The sequence below is a fragment of the Gordonia sp. ALPHA1B1 genome (assembly GCF_005502615.1).
Lineage (GTDB): Bacteria > Actinomycetota > Actinomycetes > Mycobacteriales > Mycobacteriaceae > Gordonia > Gordonia hongkongensis.
Genome location: NZ_SCOC01000013.1, coordinates 97771 through 118333, shown reverse-complemented (window position 1 = coordinate 118333; position 20563 = coordinate 97771). Strand labels below are relative to the sequence as shown.

At 70.2% G+C, this 20563-nt stretch carries 16 protein-coding genes and 1 pseudogene; 11 read left to right on the top strand and 6 right to left on the bottom strand.

What is annotated here, in order from left to right; genetic code table 11:
• Positions 1-35 precede the first annotated feature (35 nt).
• Positions 36-563 (top strand): PaaI family thioesterase, encoded by a 528-nt coding sequence (locus tag FFS52_RS11340; RefSeq protein ID WP_171011614.1) that lies wholly within the window; start codon positions 36-38, stop codon positions 561-563.
• A gap of 22 nt (positions 564-585) precedes the next feature.
• On the opposite strand, the gene radA is transcribed toward FFS52_RS11340, so the two are convergent.
• Both radA and FFS52_RS11330 read right to left on the bottom strand, forming a co-directional pair.
• Positions 586-1965, bottom strand: a complete 1380-nt coding sequence (gene radA / locus FFS52_RS11335) for a DNA repair protein RadA (RefSeq protein ID WP_055475228.1) — start codon at positions 1963-1965, stop codon at positions 586-588.
• A 185-nt stretch (positions 1966-2150) separates the two neighbouring features.
• Positions 2151-2780: pseudogene (locus FFS52_RS11330) on the bottom strand (hypothetical protein); the annotation flags it as partial.
• 401 nt (positions 2781-3181) lie between these two features.
• Between FFS52_RS11330 and FFS52_RS11325 the strand changes: the two are divergent.
• From FFS52_RS11325 to ispF, 3 genes are read left to right on the top strand one after another with little or no spacing between them, the layout of a single operon-like run.
• On the top strand, positions 3182-3670 hold the full coding sequence (locus tag FFS52_RS11325) for a CarD family transcriptional regulator (RefSeq protein WP_004020903.1): 489 nt from the start codon (positions 3182-3184) through the stop codon (positions 3668-3670).
• A 30-nt stretch (positions 3671-3700) separates the two neighbouring features.
• Positions 3701-4393, top strand: coding sequence for a 2-C-methyl-D-erythritol 4-phosphate cytidylyltransferase (gene ispD, locus FFS52_RS11320; protein WP_068972207.1), 693 nt, complete (start codon positions 3701-3703; stop codon positions 4391-4393).
• Positions 4390-4857, top strand: coding sequence for a 2-C-methyl-D-erythritol 2,4-cyclodiphosphate synthase (gene ispF / locus FFS52_RS11315; RefSeq protein ID WP_068972206.1), 468 nt, complete (start codon positions 4390-4392; stop codon positions 4855-4857). The genes ispD and ispF overlap by 4 nt, the downstream gene beginning before the upstream one ends.
• Here the strand turns inward: ispF and FFS52_RS11310 are convergent.
• Positions 4854-6086, bottom strand: coding sequence for a nucleotide disphospho-sugar-binding domain-containing protein (locus FFS52_RS11310; protein ID WP_068972205.1), 1233 nt, complete (start codon positions 6084-6086; stop codon positions 4854-4856). The genes ispF and FFS52_RS11310 overlap by 4 nt on opposite strands.
• Positions 6083-7435 carry a hypothetical protein gene (locus FFS52_RS11305; protein WP_068972204.1) on the bottom strand — a complete coding sequence of 451 codons (1353 nt, stop codon included), beginning with the start codon at positions 7433-7435 and terminating at the stop codon, positions 6083-6085. The genes FFS52_RS11310 and FFS52_RS11305 overlap by 4 nt, the downstream gene beginning before the upstream one ends.
• Before the next feature lie 496 nt (positions 7436-7931).
• Here FFS52_RS11305 and FFS52_RS11300 point away from each other — a divergent pair, with 496 nt between their 5' ends.
• From FFS52_RS11300 to rlmB, 5 genes are all read left to right on the top strand, one after another.
• Positions 7932-9440, top strand: coding sequence for a condensation domain-containing protein (locus FFS52_RS11300; RefSeq protein ID WP_068972229.1), 1509 nt, complete (start codon positions 7932-7934; stop codon positions 9438-9440).
• On the top strand, positions 9440-10891 hold the full coding sequence (locus FFS52_RS11295) for an acyltransferase (RefSeq protein WP_068972203.1): 1452 nt from the start codon (positions 9440-9442) through the stop codon (positions 10889-10891). Before FFS52_RS11300 ends, FFS52_RS11295 begins: the two co-directional genes overlap by 1 nt.
• On the top strand, positions 10888-12234 hold the full coding sequence (locus FFS52_RS11290) for a condensation protein (RefSeq protein WP_068972202.1): 1347 nt from the start codon (positions 10888-10890) through the stop codon (positions 12232-12234). The genes FFS52_RS11295 and FFS52_RS11290 overlap by 4 nt, the downstream gene beginning before the upstream one ends.
• Before the next feature lie 63 nt (positions 12235-12297).
• Positions 12298-13689: a cysteine--tRNA ligase gene (gene cysS, locus FFS52_RS11285; RefSeq protein WP_065629179.1), complete on the top strand. Its 1392-nt coding sequence runs from the start codon at positions 12298-12300 to the stop codon at positions 13687-13689.
• On the top strand, positions 13689-14639 hold the full coding sequence (gene rlmB / locus FFS52_RS11280; RefSeq protein WP_068972201.1) for a 23S rRNA (guanosine(2251)-2'-O)-methyltransferase RlmB: 951 nt from the start codon (positions 13689-13691) through the stop codon (positions 14637-14639). Before cysS ends, rlmB begins: the two co-directional genes overlap by 1 nt.
• Positions 14640-14654: 15 nt before the next feature.
• Here the strand turns inward: rlmB and FFS52_RS11275 are convergent, their stop codons facing one another.
• Positions 14655-15413, bottom strand: coding sequence for a 5-oxoprolinase subunit PxpA (locus tag FFS52_RS11275; protein WP_055475217.1), 759 nt, complete (start codon positions 15411-15413; stop codon positions 14655-14657).
• 99 nt (positions 15414-15512) lie between these two features.
• Between FFS52_RS11275 and FFS52_RS11270 the strand changes: the two genes are divergently transcribed.
• The gene (locus FFS52_RS11270) at positions 15513-17063 is read left to right on the top strand and encodes a carboxylesterase/lipase family protein (protein WP_068972200.1); all 1551 of its coding nucleotides are present in this window, start codon (positions 15513-15515) and stop codon (positions 17061-17063) included.
• Between the two features lie 510 nt (positions 17064-17573).
• Here the strand turns inward: FFS52_RS11270 and FFS52_RS11265 are convergent.
• A complete protein-coding gene (locus tag FFS52_RS11265) occupies positions 17574-18377 on the bottom strand; it encodes an alpha/beta hydrolase (protein ID WP_068972228.1) in 804 nt (267 codons plus the stop codon).
• Between the two features lie 221 nt (positions 18378-18598).
• Here FFS52_RS11265 and FFS52_RS11260 point away from each other — a divergent pair, with 221 nt between their 5' ends.
• Positions 18599-20560, top strand: a complete 1962-nt coding sequence (locus FFS52_RS11260) for an LPXTG cell wall anchor domain-containing protein (RefSeq protein ID WP_137809742.1) — start codon at positions 18599-18601, stop codon at positions 20558-20560.
• Positions 20561-20563: the final 3 nt, after the last annotated feature.

The following is a 20563-nucleotide window of genomic DNA, read 5'->3' as shown; positions in this document are numbered from 1 at the left end:
TAGGGTACCGGGGTGTGAAGAGCAGCAGTTTCGTGGTGCCCGACGACCTGGACGAGGTGGAACGCCACCCGAAGGCGGCCAAGCCGGGCGAACCCGTCCGCATGCACAACCCGACCTGCTATGGCTGTGGACCGGACTCCCCGCAGGGCCTGCATCTGGTGGTGCATGCGGGTGAGGGGTTCACCGTCGACGCGTCGATGGAGGTCGAGACCCGGATGGAGGGCGGCCCCGGCGTCATCCACGGCGGCATCCTGAGCACCGCGTTCGACGAGGTGATGGGCACGATCCCGCTCCTGATCGGGCCCTCCGGGGTGACGGTGCATCTCGAGGTTGATTACATCCGGCCCATCCCGGTGGGCTCGACGCTGCAGTTCACCGGCACCTTGCTGGGCCGACAGCGCCGCAAGATCTTCACCGAGGCGGTCGCCCACATCGGTAATCCGGACGAGCCGGTGGCCAGCGCACACGCGATCTTCGTGACGATCGATGTGCGGAAGCACTTCGCCGCCCATGTCGAGAAGAGCGCCCGGGCGGAGGAGTACAAACGCCGGATGTACCCCTAGGCGCAGCGGCCAGGGGGACGGGTCAGAAGGGCGCGTCCACCGGATCGGCGTCGCGGAGACCGACGGCGTCGCCGAGGTTCGCCACACGCAGGATCCGGATGCCCGTCGGCAGTTCCTCGTCGGTGGCCGCGGGGATGATCGCCTCCCGGAAGCCGAGTCGCTTCGCCTCTGCGAGTCGGCGCGCGACGGCCGAGACACGACGGACCTCACCGCCGAGCCCGACCTCGCCGACGACCACCGTCGACTGCGGGATCGGCTGGTTCTTCACCGTGGAGTACACGGCGAGCGCGATCGCGAGATCGGCGGCCGGCTCGGTCACGCGCATGCCGCCCACCGTGGAGAGATACACCTCGCTCTTCGCGATCTGTTTCAGACCCCCGCGTGCCTGCAGTACCGCGAGCACCATCGAGACGCGGTTCATGTCCAGGCCGGAGACCGCCCGGCGCGGAATGTTCATCTCGGTGCCGTTCGCCAGCGCCTGGACCTCGCCCACCAGTGCGCGTTTGCCGTCCATGGTCACCAGGGTCGCGCTGCCGCTCACATCCGAATCACGTTGATGCAGAAAGATTCCGGAGGGATCCGGGACCTGATGGATGCCGTCGTCGCGCTGTTCGAAACACCCCACCTCGTCGGCCGCCCCGAACCGGTTCTTGACACCGCGGACCATGCGTAGCGTCGAGTGCCGGTCACCCTCGAACGCGAGTACGACGTCGACGAGGTGCTCCAGCGACCGCGGCCCGGCGACCGCGCCCTCCTTGGTGACGTGGCCGACGAGGATGACCGCGACCCCGCGGTTCTTGGCGAGCGAGACCAGTGCGGTCGTGACCGCCCGGATCTGGGTCACGCCGCCGGTGACGCCGTCGGCCCCGGAGGCGACGAGGGTCTGGACCGAGTCGACGATCATGAGTGACGGCGCGACGGAGTCGACGTGGCCGAGGATCGTCGCGAGGTCGGTCTCGGCGGCCAGGTAGACGTTCGGGTGCACCGCGCCGGTGCGCTCGGCCCGCATGCGGACCTGCCCGGCAGATTCCTCGCCGGTGATGTAGAGCGCCGTGCGGTCCTGTGCCGCCCAGTGTTTGACGGCTTCGAGCAGCAGCGTCGACTTGCCGACGCCGGGCTCACCGGCCAGCAGGATGACCGAGCCCGGGACGACGCCGCGGCCCAGCACCCGGTCGAGCTCGCCGATGCCCGTGGGGATCGCGGCGGACGATTCGGCGTCGACCTCGGTGATGCGCAGAGCGGGGCTCGACGGTGCGACCGCCGCGGTCGAGCGCGCCGACGGTGCCGGCCCGGCCACCTCGCCGATGGTGCCCCATTCGCCGCACTCGGGGCAGCGGCCCACCCACTTGGGCACCTGATGGCCACACGCGGTGCAGCGGAAGGACGTCTTGGTTCTGGCCACCCGGTCAGCCTAGGGGGCGGGGCCGACAGAACGAGCGAGGCCCGGCGTGTGCCGGGCCTCGCTCGTGGAAGTGGTTCGACCGGTGGTCAGTGGCCGCCTTCGCCGTGACCCTCGCCGTCGGCGCCGTGTTCGCCGGTGCCGGCCCCGGAGCCCTCTTCGCCGTGGCCCTCGTCGCCGTGATGCTAGTTGTAGAACGTCGGCTCGGCGTTACGTGCCACGTCCTGGCGCTCGAGCTCGGCGCCGCCGTCGACCGGGGCGTCGACGGTGGTCTGGCCGGCATCGACCCAGCGGCCGTCGGCCTCGCGCTTCTCGAACACGAACGTCAGCTCGGTCGTCAGACCCGCCGCGACCGTGTCACCGGTGTTGTCGAGCTCGACGCTGAGGCGCTTCTCGAACTCGGGGTTGGCGCCGACCGGGGTGCCGCCGCGCAGCGCCCCGTTGGGCGGGATGACGCGGTCATCGGCCTCAGCGCCCTCGATGAAGGTGACCTGCCCCTCCTCGGGGTTGATCCCCTTGAGGCGGTAGTAGACCAGCGGATCGGAGTTGGCGATGACGAACGCCAGCTCGAACGGTCCGCCGTCGCCGAAGACCGTCGATGCGTCGTTCTCGGGGTAGAGGATCTGCACGTCGCGGAGCTCGAGTTCGTCGTAGTTGACGTTCGCGCCGTTGATCGCGGGCAGCTGATTGGCGGTCTGCGAGATCTGACCCGCACCGCAGCCGGTGGTGCCGAGGGCGACGGCGATGCCGATCGCGGCAACCGCGGTCACCATGCGAGATGGCCGAACCGCCGACCGCCGCGCGGAAAGTGATAGCACTGACACCCGATCCTCCCAGGTCAAACGAAGCCGACATGCAGCGCGCGAAACCCTGCACTACGCAGCGTAGTGGGCGCGGTGCGGAAAAGTCCGGCCGGGTACCCGATTGGTCTGTCGCCGTCGCCGGCGCCACGGCCCCGCAGCGGTCGCCGGGTGGTCGAGCCCACGTCGTCCCAGGGGTCGGCGGGCGGTGCCGGGGAGCCCGGTCGACACCGTGGTGGGGCGTACCCCGCGCCAGGCCGACGGGGAGCTCCGGTGGGGTAGCCCACCCTCACCGCGCACCCCTCGCGACCTCGCAAGAGCCTGTCATGAAACCTGTTCACCGCGTTGACCTGCACCGTTGGGTGGGTGCCTCGGAACGCCCGTGCTAGACTGGCTTCACTCGAAAGGGGCAAGGAACATTGAATTTCAAAGTTGGCGACACCGTCGTTTACCCCCATCACGGTGCTGCCCGGGTCGAAGACATCGTGACCCGGACCATCAAGGGTGAGCAGATCGAATACCTTGTTCTCAAGGTTGCCGACGGTGACATGACCGTTCAGATTCCCTCGACGAAGCTCGAGTACGTGGGCGTTCGCGACGTCGTCGGGCAGGAAGGTCTCGATCAGGTCTTCCAGGTTCTGCGGGCCCCGCACACCGAGGAGCCGACCAACTGGGCGCGCCGGTTCAAGGCGAACCAGGAGAAGCTGATCTCGGGCGACATCATCAAGGTCGCCGAGATCGTCCGCGACCTCTGGCGTCGCGAACAGGATCGTGGGTTGTCGGCCGGTGAGAAGCGGATGCTGACCCGAGCCCGTCGCGTTCTGGTCGACGAGTTGTCACTCGCCCAGAACACCGACGACGAGAAGGCCACCAGCATGCTGGACGAGGTCCTCGCCGCCGCTTCCTGACCGCCGGTCGCACCTGGATCAGGACTCTTCGTGACCCCTACGCCGGAGCTTTCCGGCGCAGAAGTCTGTGTCATCATCCCGGCCGCCGGGTCGGGAACCCGGCTCGGTGAGCCGGTGCCCAAGGCCTTCGTGGACGTGGGTGGACGGACGATCATCGAGCGATGCGTCGACAACATCCCCGCCTCGCTGGGGGCGACCGTGGTCGTCGTGGTGCCCGCCGACCTCGTCGAGCGGGCATCGGCGTTGCTGACCGGCGTGCGCGTCGTCGCCGGTGGCGCTCACCGATCGGATTCGGTGCGCGCCGGCATCGCCGCCGCCGGTGGCGCCGGCATCCTGCTCGTGCACGACGCCGCGCGACCACTCACCCCCGCGCGGGTGTTCACCGACGTCGTCGCCGCGATCCGCGCCGGGCATCAGGCGGTCGTCCCCGCCGTTCCCGTCGTCGACACCCTCAAACAGGTCGAGCCCGGCCCGGCCGGTCTCGAACGCGTGACGCGGACCGTCGACCGCGAGAAGTTGCGCGCCGTGCAGACCCCTCAGGGTTTCGCCCGTGACGCCCTCATCCGCGCGCACGCCGATGACGCCGGTATCGCGACCGACGACGCCGGCCTCGTCGAGAGATGCGGAATCGATGTCCACCTCGTCCCTGGAGACCCGCTTGCCATGAAGATCACCACGCCCTGGGACCTGCGTATCGTGCGCGACATGGTCGGTGGGCGATGAGGGTCGGCATCGGTACCGATGCCCATCGCGTCGACGCGTCCGCCGAGTGCTGGATGGTCGGTCTGTATTTTCCCGACGAACCGGGGTGTGAAGGCCACTCCGACGGCGACGTCGGCGCCCACGCGCTGTGCGATGCGGTGCTGTCGGCGGCGGGTCTGGGTGACGTGGGTTCCGTGTTCGGCACCGGTCGCCCGGAGTGGGAGGGTGTCTCGGGAGTCCAGATGCTCTCGCACGTACGGACTCTCATCGAGGCCGACGGGCTCCGCGTGGTGAACGCGGCCGTACAGGTGGTGGGCAATCGGCCCAAGATCGGACCGCGCCGTGCGGAGGCGCAGCAGGTGCTGTCCGACGTGCTGGGCGGCCCGGTGTCGGTGTCGGCGACAACGACCGACGGCCTGGGCATGACCGGCCGCGGCGAGGGGATCGCCGCGGTGGCCACCGCGCTGCTGGACGCCGCGGACTAATTCCCCGAGCTCAGCAGGATGTCGCAGGCCCGGCCGGTGGCCTCGGCCGGCGGGGTGAGACGCGCGGCGAGACCGGCCGCGCCCGCCGCCACCGCGGGATCGGTGAGGGGGGCCAGATCGTCCGGGCCGAACCGGGCGAGACGGTTGCCCGCTCCGGCGCCGGCTCTGCGCAGGGCGGCCGCCCACATCGGCTGATCGGCGCTCAACCACGCGACCACCGACGGGATCCCGGCGCGCGCCACGGCCGCCGTGGTGCCGGCGCCACCGTGGTGAACGGCACCGCCGCACTGCGGCAACAGGAGCTCGTGGTCGACGGGCCCATCGATGTGCAGCAGCCGGTCGTGGTGTGGCAGCGGGTGTTCGGTGTGCCCGATGACGCGCAGGCCGCGGGCGAGCAGAGTGGACACGATGGCGGTGATCTGCTCGCTGCTGATCTTCATGCTGCCGAAACCGACATAGACGGGTGGTTCGCCCCCGCCGATCCAGTCCAGCGCGGCGGCCGTCGCGTCGTTCCCGGTCGCCATCGCACTCCGGGACGCTTTGTCGGGCAACAGGAATCCGACCAGCGGACGCTGCGCGCCCCACTCCTCGTCGAGACCGGGGAAGAGCGCGGCGTCGTAGGCCTGGATCTCCGGCACGCCCCGCGCCCGGAGTCGGCTCCCGAGTGGGCCTTTCGCGGCCGGTAGGTCGAGTTCGTGGCGGAGTCGACGGTCCGCCCCGCGCACCGTCAGCCAATAGGTGCGGTCGGCGAGCAGCCACATCGCTCGCGAGACGGGCCGGGGGTAGCGGCGGTAGCGGACGTCGAGGCTCGCGTTGGGCCGCAGCGGACAGAAGTGCAACGGCACGAACGGGATTCCACGGCTCTGTGCGATCGCCTCGCCGCGGTCCTGCGCGAGCGGACCGGTCACGAGCAGATCCGAGGAGTCGGCGAGCTCGCGCATCACGCGCTCGGAGGTCGCGCGCCCGTGTTCGGCGACCTCGCCGAGTGCACGCAGACGTACGCGCGGGTTCTTCGATTTGAGGCGTTCTTTCACCAGAGGGCTCGTGAGGAGCTCGGCGGTCGACGGTGCCAGCACCTCGGTCGGCAGACCCGTCGCGGCGGTCATGTCGACCAGATCCGCCGGTACGGCCAGACGTACCCCGTGTCCGCGCCGGGTGAGCTCGGCGCCGAGCGCGATCGCCGGCTGGATGTCACCCCGGCTGCCGTGGACCGCGAATGCGAACCTCATGCGCCCCAGGGCTTTCCCGAGATCCCCCAGGCGGCGAGCTCGTCTTCGACGAGGGACCGCAGGGACGCGGCGTCGGGGATGCGGACCGGGTCGAGGGAACTGACGCTGAACATCACGTGGCCGTCGTTGATCGCGAGCCAGCCGCTGACGCCGCCTTTGCGGTCGCGCAACCGCACCGGGTCGCCGGTCGCGGTGATGGCCCGGATCGACAGTGCACCAGCGGTTCCGGTGCCGAGCGTCGCGAACTCGTCGGGGGCCTGGCCGACGTTCGACGCCAGGCACAGCGGTGTGGTCACCTTGGACGCCAGGCGCCGCGTGATCGACGGGCTCAGCGCCTGCAACACGACGGCTCGTTGCGCGACGGCGCCCGAGTTCGCGGCGAGTCTGCCGTAGGCGTCCTTGCATGCGGTGCGCACCGCGGTGAGGTCGTCGTAGCGCCCGGGGACGACCTCCACGAAAGCCGTTGCGCCCGAGCTGGCGTTGGCCCGCCGGTCGTCGAGCGTGCGGGAGGAGACCGGCAGCGAGACCGGGACGACGTCCCCTTCCGACACGCGGCCGCTGCGCTCGAGGATGCCGACCATCAGGGCGGCGAAGAGACTGTTGTCGGTGCCCCCGCGGGACTTCGCCGCCCCGGTGTAGTCCGCCTGCGGGATCAGGACCGTGACATTCGGCGCGGTCTCGGCGCTCGAGACGTCGGTGTCGGGTGTGGGCCGGCCGGTCACCCGCACGGGGGAGGGCGGCGGGGTGGACCGGCTCGCCCGCCAGATCCGCGCCGCGGTCGTGCCCGCGGTCCACAGCAGGTCCGCCGCATCGCGGACGTCGGAGACGAGGCCGGGTTCGGCGCCGGGCACGTAGTCGAGGCCGTGGATGGCCTCGATGACCGCGACCGCTCCGGTGCCGCCGTCGGCGATGACATGGGAGATGATCAGCGAGACCAGCACCGAGTCGTCGGCGGCCGCGCGGGCGACGACGAGCCGCCACGCCGGCCCGTTCTCGAAGTCGAGCGGGGCGTCCGCCTGTGCCCGGCCCCAGGCCTCCTCGTCGCCGGCCGGTACCGGTTCGGTCTGCACCGAGACCGCGCCCGCCTCCGGGGTGTACCGCCAGTACGCGCGGCCGGGTCCACGGTGTCGGGTGACGAGCCTGCTCAGGCGCCCATAACGCAACTTCTGGCCGAGTGCGGTGATGGTGTCGACGTCGACCGTGCCCGGGAACCGCCAGAGTGTCTGGTTCACGACGGGGAGGCCGAGGACGACGTCCATCCGGACGAACAGGTCGTCGTCTGCGGTCAGGCGGTCGACGACCTCCGGTGCCGACGTGCGGTCGGGGCGGACCAGGGATGCAAAATTCATGCTTGCCTTGCCGTTGGTTGATCGGGTCAGGTGATTGCCGGTACGGACTCCGCACTCTTCACCGCAGGACGCGCACACTACCGGACGCCTCTCCGGGAGACACGAGAGGGAAACCGCGGTTCGGTAGGGGTTCTGACGATGAGATCTTTCACACCGAGTCAGGGACCAACGGGCGACTCCCGCGCGCCCAGCGGTCATTGCTACGGCAGAAAAGCGCTCCGGAGACCTCAAAACTAAGGGTCAGAGCCATACGAGCACGTTAGTCGGACCTACGGACGTTCGAGTCAGGTTGTCGGCCGACTCTTGCCACCGCATAGCCTCGCATTCATTTTGCTCGCCAAACTATCAATCAAGGCGGATCCGGGTTACTGTCTTGACCGTTGATAAGGGCGTCCTAACCACGTTGGTGCGATCGGCTGTGGTGTCTGGGTCTGCGGTGGTGTCGTTGAGGACGTCCACCGAGGTGCTCGAACGCGTGGCGAACACGGAGGAAGTTGTGGAATACACCGAGCTGACCGACTATTCGATGCCCGGCGGCACCGTCACCGCCTGGGAGCCGCAGGTCGACGCCACCGAGTGGCAGACGGACTCCCGACAGCTGTCCTACATGCACCTCGAACACGCCCGCCGGGCGGTCCGCGAGGGGTCGGAGTGGTACAGCCAGTGGATCGGCACCGCCTTCCGGATCGAGCATCCGCTCGACCGGGAAGCTCTCTCCCGCACCATCATCGCGTGGTATCGCCGGCACGAGGCCTTTCGGACCTCGGTACGCGTCCACGAACCGGAGCATCCGCAGGGCGACCTGACCCGGATCACCATCTCGGCCGATTCGATCACCGTCCGCCAGCGCGACTTCGGGTCGGACCTGGCTGCCGACGAGGTCTCCGGCCTGGTCACCGACTACTTCAATCGCACGGTCACGCCGTTGAGCTGGCCGCACTGCATCGCCGTGACCGTGGAGCCGACCGGTGACGACACCGGATTCCTGCTCGTGTTCGCGGCCGACCACACCGTGATGGACGCCTACACCCAGGTGTTCGCCATCCGCGAGCTCACCGCGCTCTACGCCGCCGAGGTGACCGGTGAACCCCACGCGCTGAACCAGTTCGGCAGCTACCTCGACTTCAGCGACGCCGAGCGTCGACTCGGTGAGCAGATCGACGCGAACAACGTCGCGGTCAGTCAGTGGCGGGACTTCTTCGACGACACCCCGACCGCCGTGCAGCCCGAACCCGTCCCACGTTTCCCGCGGTTCGAGGTGCCGGCCGGTTCGCCGCGCACCATCGTGTCGGAACGCTTGCCGGACAACGGGTTCCAGGCGACCTTGTCGCACTGGCTGCTCGACGCCGCGGACACCAAGCGCTTCGACGCGGTGTGCAAGGGTGCCGGATCGTCGATGGCGGCGGGGATCTACACCGCGCTGTCCATGACCTCGGCCGCGCTGTCGGGCAGTGCGGATCTGCGATTCATCGGCCCGGTGCACACCCGTAACGCCATCGAGTGGGGCGAAGCCGTCGGCTGGTTCGTCGGCATCATCCCCGTCGCGATCCGGCCCGGCCGGCCGGCGAAGTTCACCGACGCGCTGACGGCCGTGGCGGCGACCTCCGCGCAGTACAAGAGCGTGGGTGCGGCCCCGTTCGCGCCGGTGGCCGAACTCATCGGCGGCGACGTGACGCCGCCCGGCTTCGTGGTGTCCTACATCGACCTCCGTCATGCCGAGGGTGCGGCCGACTGGACACCTCGCCAGGCGCGCGTGCTGCGCAGCGCGACGCGCGACGCCGACGAGGTCTACTTCTGGATCAACCGGATTCCGACCGGGCTCAACGTGTCCGCGCGATTCCCCGCCGACGAGAACGCCGCCGCCGTCGAGGTCTTCCTCTCCACGTTCCGCGAGATCCTGACGACGATCGTCGCCGACGGTGACTGCGAGTACACCTACCGTGCGGTCGAATCCGTGCCGGCCGGAGCGCACACCGGAGGGTCGACGGCCGCACTCGGCAGCTGATGACCGGCGCCGTGCGGACCGTCTTCGCCACGCCCCGGTTCGGTGCGCCGGGCTCGGTGGTGGTCCCGCTGCGCGACCACCTGATCGGCGGTCGGACCGTCGAGTGGGAACTGCGCGACGCCGATCGAGTGGGCCGTGCCGCGCAGCAGTGGGGGAGCGGGGTCTCGTTCCTGCAGTCCGACCACCTGGCGACGATGGGCGACAAGCGGCGTCGCGGCGAGGTGCACACCGGATTCCTGCTCGCCGCCATGCGTTTCGACACCGTCCTCGACGAGGGCGCGATGGCCGCGGCGCTCACCGACTTCGTGCGTCGGCACGAAGAACTGCGCGCGCACTACCGCCCCGGACCGGACGGTCCCCAGCGGTGGGTGGCGCCGCCCGAGGAGTACGTGATCGAGGTCGCCGACACCGAATCCGTCATCGTGGCCGGGGCCGATCTCGGCACCTGGGTCGGGCGTCGGGCGTCGGAAAAGGCTCGCGCGGAACTGGTTCCGGGGTCCTGGTGGGCGGCGACCGTCGACGACGGCGGTTTCACCTTCTTCGTGGCCACGGATCACGCGCACGGCGACGGATATTCGTCGGTGCTCGCACTGACCGAGATCACCGCGCTCTACCGTGCACACTGCGCGGGGAGGACACCCACACCGCCGGCGCCGGGCGCGTTCGGCGAAGCCGTGCTCGCCGAACGGTCCGCGGCGGCCGCGCTCCCGCCCGACGACGAGCGGGTGGCGATGTGGCGAGAGGTGTTGCTGGCCAACGACGGTCGCGCACCGCGGTGCCCGCTCGACCTGGGCCTCACCGACGACGCCCCGGCCCCGGCGGTCGCGGTGGAGCAGTGGTTGCTCGATCCGGATGCGCTCGCGCGCTGCGACGCCCGACTGGACCGGACCGGCGAGGGATTCGCCGGTCTCCTGTACGCCACCCTGGCGGTGCGTCACCGCGAGATCACCGGGGAGTCGCGGTTCTTCGTCTCCACGGTGCTCGCCACCCGCGACGCCGGGACCGCGTGGACCCAGGGCTGGCTGTGCAACTTCGCCCCGATCGCAGTGGAGCTCCCCGCCGAGCCGACGCCCTTCGACGACGTGGTGCGCGCGGCCGGACGTAGCGTGCGCGCCGCGCGCCGCGCGAGTTCGGCGCCCGCACACGGGGTCCTGGCGTTGCTGGCCGCCGAAGGCGTCTTCCGGGGCCTGGACGGCAGCCCGTACATGGTGTCCTACACCGATCTGGCGCGACTACCGATCGGCGACGACCCGGCCCTGACGACGATGCAGACCTCGAGTGGCGTCGGCCCCACGCGCAACGCCAACCTGTGGTTCACGCGGACCCCCGCGGGCCTCGTCGTCCGGTGTCATCTCCCCGACAACGACGTGGCACGCACATCGGTCGCCGACCACCTCGCACGTGTCGGCGGCATCCTCGACGACTATGCGAGCGGGAGGCCGCAGCGGTGAAGCTCTCGAGTTCGGAGACCTGGGAGGTCGAGCCGGGGGAACTGATCCGATGGCTTCCGCTACCCGGCGGCTGCGCGGCGTCGTCGAGCGCGCCGGTGTCGGAGAACGAGCGATTCCACCTGGACTCGATCGCGCAGGGGCAACCCGGCTGGATCGCGCTCACGCTCGACTTCCCCGAGCGGCTCGAGCTCGCGCGCCTTGGCGAGGTGGTGTCCACCGTCATCGCGCGGCACGACGTCCTGCGCAGCCACTACGTGGCGACCGACACCGGATACCAGCGAGTGCTGCACGGCGGCGTCGACGTCAAGGAGGACTCGCACGAACCCGACGCCGGGCTCGGGCCCGCGGAGTTCGCGGCCGAACTGGCCGGACGGATCACCGCCACGTGCAACCCGTTCGAGCCGGTGCCGCACTTCCTGGCCGCCGTCCGCAGAGCGTCGAGCACGACCCTCGTCTGCGGGTTCGACCACTGCTACGTCGACGCGCGCTCGATGGCGCTGCTGTCCTCCGAGATCTGCGATCTGCTCGCCGGCGCGGCCCTCGCTCCCGCGGAGTCCGGGCTGGACGCGCTGCGTCGGGTCGCGGGCGACGAGGCGGCGGTGCCCCCCGACGACCCCCGACTGGGCGAGTGGGGACGATTCCTGGCCGCGACCGACTGGCAGGTCCCGGAGTTCCCCGTCGACCTCGGTGTCCCGGCGGGCGAATCCGTGGAGATGCGCACGATCGTCGAGACCCTCCTGCCGGGCGATAAGGCGCGGGCATTCAGTTCGGCGGTCCACCGACACGGCGGGCGGACGTACCCCGCGGTGCTCACCTGCGCGGCAATGGCCGTCAAGTCGCTCGGCGGGCCCGACGAGCTCGCCACCGTGGTGCCCACCGGCACCGGCGCGGGCCCCGGCTGTGTGGGCTGGTCGGTGGGCAACGCGCCCCTGCGGATCACCGGCGGCGACGATCTGTTCGGGGCGGCGGAGATCAACACGGTCCGGCTCGCCGCCGCCCTGCCGCTGGCCGAGATCGGGCTGACCCCGGTCTACCTCGCCTTCGGCAACCGGCTCCGTCAGCGCCGGTCGGACGTCTTCATGATGTCCTACGTCGACTACACGCGACTGCCGGGTCCGCATCGGGGGGTACGGGCCGAACAGGTCTCCAGTGCCAAACCGACCGACACCGCGCAATGGTGGTTCTGGCGCGATGCGGACGGGATCCACGTCCGCGTGCGGCATCCCGCCACCGAGCGGGCAGTCGCAGTCCTGTCCGCGACCATCGCGGAGATGAGGGCGACCGCCGCCGCCGTCGCCGCGGAGCCGGCCGGCCCGGTCGGCGTCCCCGGTGAGGGTGCGTGAGGTGCGCGCACCTGCGGCTCGGGCCGTCGGTGGCCAGGTCAGGGTCCGGTAGGATTGCCGGTCGTGACCCTGCGCCTGTATGACACCGACTCCCGAGAGGTGCGCGACTTCGTGCCGCTGCACCCAGGCCAGGCGTCGGTGTACCTGTGCGGGGCGACGGTCCAGGGAGTTCCGCACATCGGGCACGTCCGCAGCGGTATCGCCTTCGACATCCTGCGGCGCTGGCTGACCCACCAGGGCCTCGACGTGCTGTTCGTGCGCAACGTGACCGACATCGACGACAAGATCCTGCGGAAGGCCGCGGACGCGGGACGGCCGTGGTGGGAATGGGCGGCCACCCACGAGCGTGCGTTCGACGACGCCTACCGCGCGCTGGGGGTCCTGCCGCCGTCGGCCGAGCCGCGGGCCACGGGGTTCGTCACCCAGATGATCGAATACATGGAGCGACTGATCGACCGCGGGCACGCCTACGTCGCCGACGGCAACGTGTACTTCGACGTCCTGAGCCTGCCGGAGTACGGGTCGCTGTCCGGACACCGGCTCGACGACGTGCATCAGGGCGAGAGCGCGGGGACCGGCAAACGCGATCCCCGCGACTTCACCCTGTGGAAGGCGGCCAAGCCCGACGAGCCGTCCTGGCCGACGCCCTGGGGCCCCGGCCGTCCCGGCTGGCACCTCGAGTGCTCGGCGATGGCCACCTCGCTGCTCGGCGCTGAGTTCGACATCCACTGCGGCGGAATGGATCTCATCTTCCCGCACCACGAGAACGAGATCGCGCAGGCACACGGTGCGGGAGATGCGTTCGCGCGCTACTGGTTACACAACGGCTGGGTCACCATGGGTGGCGAGAAGATGAGCAAGTCGCTGGGCAACGTGGTGTCGATCCCCGCGATGCTGCAACGGGTCCGGGCGGTCGAGCTCCGCTACTACCTCGGCAGCGCGCACTACCGGTCGATGCTGGAGTACTCGTCTGGCGCGCTCACCGAGGCCGCCGCCGGCTATCGGCGCGTCGAGTCGTTCGTGGCCCGGGTCGGCGCGCGCGTGGGCGAGGTGGTCGTCGGGGATGTCGACCCCGAGTTCGCCGCCGCGCTCGACGACGACCTCGGCGTCCCGGCCGCACTCGCGGTCGTGCACAACGTGGTTCGGCAGGGCAACACCGCGTTGGAGTCCGGTGACGGAGCCGCCGCGCTGGCGGCGGCATCCACGGTCCGCGCGATGATGGGGATTCTGGGCGTCGACCCGCTGGACGACCGGTGGGCGGGTGCCGCCGACGAGTCGGCCACCACCTCCGCACTCGACGTGCTGGTACAGGCGGAATTGCAGCGACGCGCCGACGCGCGCGTCGCCAAGGACTGGGCGACCGCGGACGCGGTGCGGGATCGGCTGGCGCAGGCCGGTATCGAGGTCACCGACACCCCCGACGGTGCGCAATGGGCATTGAAGGGTGAGGCGTGATGGCAGGGAACTCCAAGCGCAGAGGCGCGATTCGCAAGGACGGCACCAAGAAGGGGCAGACCGTCGGCTCGGGTGGTCAGCGTCGCCGCGGCCTCGAGGCCCGTGGCGCGACACCGAAAGCGGTTGACCGGCCGTATCATCCGGCCCACAAGCGAGCCAAGGCGGCGTCGAAGTCGGCGGCCGGCCGCGGCGGGGCGCGGGCCCGGGACGAAGGCCCCGAGTATGTCCTCGGCCGCAATCCGGTCGTGGAATGCCTGCGCGCCGGCGTGCCGGCCACCGCGCTGTACATCGCCACCAACTCCGAGCCCGACGAGCGGGTCGCCGAGGCGGTGAAGATCGCCGGTGACTCGGCGATCTCCATCCTCGAGGTCGGCAAACCCGAACTCGATCGCCTGTCCACCAACGGAATGCACCAGGGCATCGCGCTGCAGGTGCCGGAGTTCGAGTACACCCACCCGGACGACCTGATGGCGGAGGCCAAGGCCAGCGGCACCCCGCCGCTGCTCGTCGCCCTCGACAACATCACCGATCCGCGCAACCTGGGCGCGGTGATCCGCTCGGTCGCGGCCTTCGGCGGGCACGGCGTGGTCATCCCCGCACGACGCAGCGCGAGCGTGACGGCCGTCGCCTGGCGGACCAGTGCCGGTGCCGCGGCGCGCCTACCGGTCGCCCGCGCCACCAATCTGACGCGCACACTGAAGGATTGGGCCGACGCCGGGGCGCAACTGGTCGGTCTCGACGCAGACGGTGACGTCACCCTCGACGACTACGACGGCAGCGGCCCCACCGTGATCGTGGTCGGTTCGGAGGGCAAGGGGCTCTCTCGCCTCGTCCGCGAGAGCTGCGACTCGATCCTGTCCATCCCGATGGCCGGCGACGTCGAGAGCCTCAACGCCTCGGTCGCCGCCGGTGTGGTCCTCGCCGAGTTCGCCCGCCAGCGACGCCGCTAGCAGCATCCCTGCCGGTCAGGCCGGTGGCGCGCCGATGACGATTCCGGCGGCGGTGAGTGCGTCGCGCACGGCCTGCGCGTGTCCGACCGCGCCCGGGGTGTCGCCATGGAGGCAGACCGATCCGGCGTCGACGTCGATCAGGGTTCCGTCGATCGCGCCGATCCGGCCCGTCGTGACGAGTTCGACCACCCGTCGCGCGATCTCGGCGCTGTCCGACAACACCGCGCCGTCGGTTCCGCGCGGCACGAGGGTGCCCTCCGGGGTGTAGGCGCGGTCGGCGAACGCCTCGGAGATGGTGTCGAGTCCCGCCCGTCGGGCGCGTGACAGCACCTCCGATCCCGGTAGCCCCATGACCGCCAATCCGGCGTCGACATCGCGGACCGCGGTGACCACGGCCTCGGCCTGCTGCTCGTGATGGACGATGGTGTTGTACAGCGCGCCATGCGGTTTGACGTAGGTGACGGCCCCGCCGACCGATCGGGCGAGGGCGTCGAGCGCGCCGATCTGGTACACCAGGTCGGCGACGAGGTCCGGAGTCGTCATCTCCATGAACCGGCGCCCGAAGCCGCTGCGATCGGGGTAGGACACCTGGGCGCCGATCCGGACCCCGGCGTCGACCGCGGCCCGGCAGGTGGCGAGCAACTGCGCGGGGGTGCCGGCGTGAAAGCCGCACGCCACGTTGGCGCTGGTGACGATCCCCAGCATCGCCGCGTCGTCACCGATGCCCTCACCGAGGTCGGCGTTGAGGTCGATGCGTGCCGCGCCGGAACCCATGAGCGCATCGTAGTGGTGGCCGACCAGCGGGGACCGCCCGATCGGTGTGTGCGCGGCGGCGGGTAGACGAAGTCGTCGTTTTCGTCTACGGTGGTGGGTATGGCATTACTCGACAGTAAAGTGACCACCCGTAACGGCGTGGTCGAGGGCGCCCGGGGGAAGCGGCTGCGCAAGGGGACCATCAGCTGGCGAGGCATCCCGTTCGCGGCACCGCCGGTGGCCCATCGCCGGTTCCGTGCACCGGAGCCCGCCCACGACTGGCCCGGCGTCCGCGACTGCACCAAGGTGGCCAAAGCGGCCATCCAGGAGAAGCGGTTCACGGCCATCGCCCCGGGCAAGTTCGCGCCGATGGCCGAGGACTGCCTCACGCTGAACGTCTACTCGCCCGACGTCGCGTCGTCGACTCCGCGACCGGTGATGGTGTTCATCCACGGCGGTGCGTTCATCCTCGGCACGGCCGCCACCCCGCTCTACGACGGCGCCTTCCTCGCGCGTGCCCAGGACGTCGTCGTCGTCACCATCCAGTACCGGTTCGGTCCGTTCGGCTTCCTCGACCTCGGTCAGTTCGCCACCGAGGACCGTCCGTTCGACTCCAACGTCGGCCTGCGTGACCAGATCGCGGCCCTGCAGTGGGTCCAGGACAACATCGAGGCGTTCGGCGGGGACGCGGAGAACGTCACGATCTTCGGCGAGAGCGCCGGCGGGTCGTCGGTGCTCTCGCTGCTGTCCGCCCCGTCGACGACCGGTCTCTATCACCAGGCCATCGCGCAGAGTCCCGCCCCGGAACTGCTGATCGTCGAGCAGGACGCGGCGAAGATCTACGCGGACGAGTTCGTCCGGCTGTTGCGCGACCCGCAGCGTCGGGCGACCTCCTTCGAACGGGACGAGCCGCCCGTCGACACGGTCCACGCCCAGCGTCTGCTCACCTCGCCCAACCCGGCGTTGCTGCTGGCGGCGGGGAACCGGCTGATGCGATTCGCCACCAAGACCGCCGGTGGTGCGATCCCGTTCGCGCCCGTCGTCGACGGCGATCTGCTGCCGCGGTCACCGCTCGCCGCCGCCGCGGGTGGGCTCACGCAGCCGGTGCCGCTCGTGATCGGCAGCAACCGCGACGAGGGCAAGCTGTTCGCCAAACTCTGGAACGTCCTGGCCGACGCCGAACGCGCCCTGATGCGCGTCGAGGACGAAGAGGTCCGGCGCGAGATCGCCTCGCACTACGAGGACGGGGACCGGGATCGCATCCGGCTGGCCGGCGACTCGATCTTCTGGGCACCGATGAGCGCCTTCGCCGACGGGCACAGCGCCGTCGCCCCGACCTACGTGTACCGCTACGACTACCAGACGAAGGTGCTCGAGGCCACGGGCTTCGGGGCCACGCACGCCACCGAGCTGTTCAGCGTGTTCGGTGCCTACCGGGCCCCGATGGGTGCCGGTCTCGCCCTCGCCGACTGGCCCGCCACCGGCCGGGTCACCAAGAACGTCCAGACCCGCTGGGGCGGGTTCGCCCGCACCGGCGACCCCGGTTTCGGCTGGCCCGCCTACACCACCGCCGACCGCAAGGTCCTCGTCCTCGACGACCCCGACCACGTCGAGGCCGACCCGGACACCCTGCGGCGCCAGGCGTGGTACCGGGTGCATTCGCCGGCCTAGGCGGCCGTCGTGCACAACGAGAGAACACCCCTCAGCATCCACATCTCTGCTCCCTGAGGTGCGAGCGAAGCGAGCCACGAAGGGCTTCGCAACGTGTCTCACCAGGCCCTTCGTGGCTCGTCGCTTACGCTCCTCACACCTCAGGGAGCAAAGGGGCAGTCGCTGACGCTCCTCGCACCTCAGTAACTGCGGCCTGGCGGCCGTCGTGGACCACGAAAGAACAGTGAGCGTCCACATCTATGCTCCCTGAGGTGCGAGCGCAGCGAGCCACGAAGGGCTCCGAGACGCGTCTCACCAGGCCCTTCGTGGCTCGTCGCTAACGCTCCTCACACCTCAGGGATCAAAGGGGCAATCGCTGACGCTCCTCACACCTCAGGGATCAAAGGGGCAATCGCTGACGCTCCTCACACCTCAGGGAGCAAAGGGGCAGTCGCTAACGCTCCTCGCACCTCAGGGAGCAGAGGGAGCACCCCACAGACCCGCCGCGGTTTGTTGTTCTTTCGGAGCGGGTCAGCCGAACTCCCAGACCGACGGGGGGTCGGCGGCCAGGAACGACAGGACGAGCGGGTTGAACAGCTCGGGCGATTCGACGGGCAGGATGTGGGTGCCCGGGATCACGGCCAGCCGGGCCGCCGGCAGCGTCCGCGACAGCTCGAGCGCGTGCTCGAGGCGGACGAGCCCGCGATCGCCGACCACCACCAGCGTCGGTACCTCGACGCCGGTGAATTCGCTGACCTCGCACTCCGGTTCGGCGGCGAGCATCCGGACCGCCTTGTCGAAGACCGTCTCGAAATGCTCGGGCCCGTCCGGTGACGTGGTGTCGTAGTAGATGCGCAGGTAGTCCATCGTCACCGGGTCGCGGCGAGACACCCGGGAGATGAACTCGTCGGCCATCCGGCCGGCACGGTTCAGGTATCCGCCGACGAACACCAGCCGATGGACGAGGTCCGGGCGGTCCCGGGCGACGAGCAGGGCGACGGTGCCGCCGTCGGCCCATCCCACCAGATTGGCAGGCCGGCGCACGACGGTCTCGAGATAGACGATCGTGCGTGCCACGATCCGGTCGAGGTGGAACTCGCCGGGGAGGTCGGGACTGTGACCGTGACCGGGCCGTTCGGGTACGAACACCTGCTGACCGGCGTCGAGGAAGGCGGGGATCTGCGTTCCCCACGTCGACGCCGACGCGAACAGCCCGTGGAGCAGGACCATCGGCGGGCCGTATGACTCGCCGGCGGTGAAGTGCCAGATCGTCGCGTCGGCGATGTCCACGTAGACGCCGCCGTCGACGCGTTCGCCGGCGTGAACCTGTCGCATCGCGCTCCCTCGAATCTCGCCGGACGTGTCGACCTGCAGGACATGGTCGCAGAGTCGGGTGCCGGTTCGGGGCATCGTTGGCGAATCGAGATGGCACGGATGACTCGCACCGGGCGGCCCACCGGTCCGATCGCGTGAAAATATGTGCCGAGCCGTGTCGTGGGATAGGTTTCCTTCGGGGCGTTTGAGGGTCGGGACGGGGGTCACTCGAAGGGTGACGAATGCACGTGTCCTGGAAAACCCGCGGCGAGTCGCGTTGTCGACGTAGCCGTGGGCCGGCGTTGTTGCTGGTGGGCCTGCTGTTGGCCGGCATCGCCTCGATCGGGGCGCCGTCGACACCGGCCGCGCAGGCGGCGCCGGGGGATCCGCCTGCGCCGCTGAACCTTCGCGATCTCGGTTCGTCGCCGACCATCGCGTTCCCGGGACAGCAGGGCGAGGTGAGTCTGTCCCTCGCGGTACCGCCGGATCTCGCCCCCACCGAATTGCGCGGCGTCACGCAGTATCCCGCTTTCGTCACCGGCGGCAACATCGACGTCCTGCAGGAAGGCCGGCTGATCTCGCGGACGCCGATCAATCCGGCTGTGAATTCGCCGATCTCGCTGTCGCTACGCGGCGTGCGGGTCGAACGCAACGCCGCCGACATCGTCCTGCGGACCTATCTGCGCACGGCCGGATCGTGTCTGTTCGACCCCGATTCGGGGTTGCGCATCCAGAATGCGACCGTCACATACGGTGGCCGGGAAGCCGCGCCGAACAGCGTCGCCGAGTTCCTGCCGCCGGTCCTGCGCAAGCTGACCATCTTCGTCCCCGACGACGTGCGGCCCGCCGAGGGCGCTGCGGCCGTGTCGCTCGCGACCGCCGTGATCGCGAATTACGGTGCGGCGACAGTGGAGATCGAGACGGACTCGCTGCCGCGCGGCGATGCCGCACCCGACGAGGAGATCGAATCGCTCGAACGGCAGATCGTCATCAACTCGGCTCTGCCCGACGGACTCAGCCTGGGGCCGGGTGCAGGCTGGCCGGTGTTGCGGATAGGCGGCAGCGAGGACGACCTGGAGACCCAGGTCGAGTTCCTCACCTCTGATCTCTCGTCGATCGCCGTCAGCTCCGCGGCCGTGGCCGGACCGCCTTTTGCCGCACCGCAACTCGCGCCGGAGGTCACCACGCTCGCCGAACTGGGCGTGGGGGATCAGCGCGTCTCGGCGACCGGCTGGCCGACCATCTCGTTCGGGGTCGACCAGACGCGCCTGGGACGGCCGTCTCAGAACGTGCGAATGCAGCTGAAGGGCACCTACACCCCGATGGGCGGCCAGATCGCGGTGTCCGTCGGGGACCGGGTCATCGCCTCCTGGCCCGCCGACTCCTCCGGCAGCTACAACTCCTGGGTCGACATCCCCGCCGATCTGCTGACGCGTTTCACCGAGGTCACCGTCACCTACAACCACGGCGACGTCGGCGAGCAGTGTGGCGCGGGAGTGCGCAGTTCGCTGAGCCTGGACTCGTCCGGGGAGGTGCGATCCGAGGTCGCCGACCCGCCGACACCATCCGGGTTCGCATCGTTGCCGCAGGCGTTGATGCCGCGGAACTCGTTGGCCTGGACCCGCGGTGACGTCGCCGACGTCGCCCGCGCGGTGGCGCTGATGTCGGGCCTGCAGCGACTGTCGGCGGTGCGTCTCGGAGTCGACGTCGTACCGCTCGACGACGCCATGTCGGCCTCGGCCCCCGCGGTCGTCATCGCCGCGGACGGCCAGGGATTGCCCGAGCTGTCGCTGCCGGTGACCGCCGACGGCGGCACGGTCTCGGTGCTCAATCCCGACGGCCGGCGCGCCGAGGTGCTGCTGTCGCCGACCGTGCGCTTCGGTTCGCTGCAGGTGGCCCGTGATGCCGGCCGGTCGGTGCTTGTCGCGACCTCGACGAACGACGCCGCCGATCTCGACGCCCTGCTCGACTGGCTGGCCGCCGATCCCGATCGCTGGCCGTCGCTGAACGGCGACGCCTTGTTGCAGGTGTCCGGCCAGGAGCCCGTCCTCGTGGTCGATGACGACGCGCAGCAGCCGGAGTCGTCGACCGGCGACACCTCCTGGGTGGCGTTCGCGGTCGTCGGGGTCGGCATCGTCGTGGTGGCGGCCGTCGCGGCGACCCTCATCCTGCGCCGTCGACGGCAACGGACCGCCGAGAGCTGACCG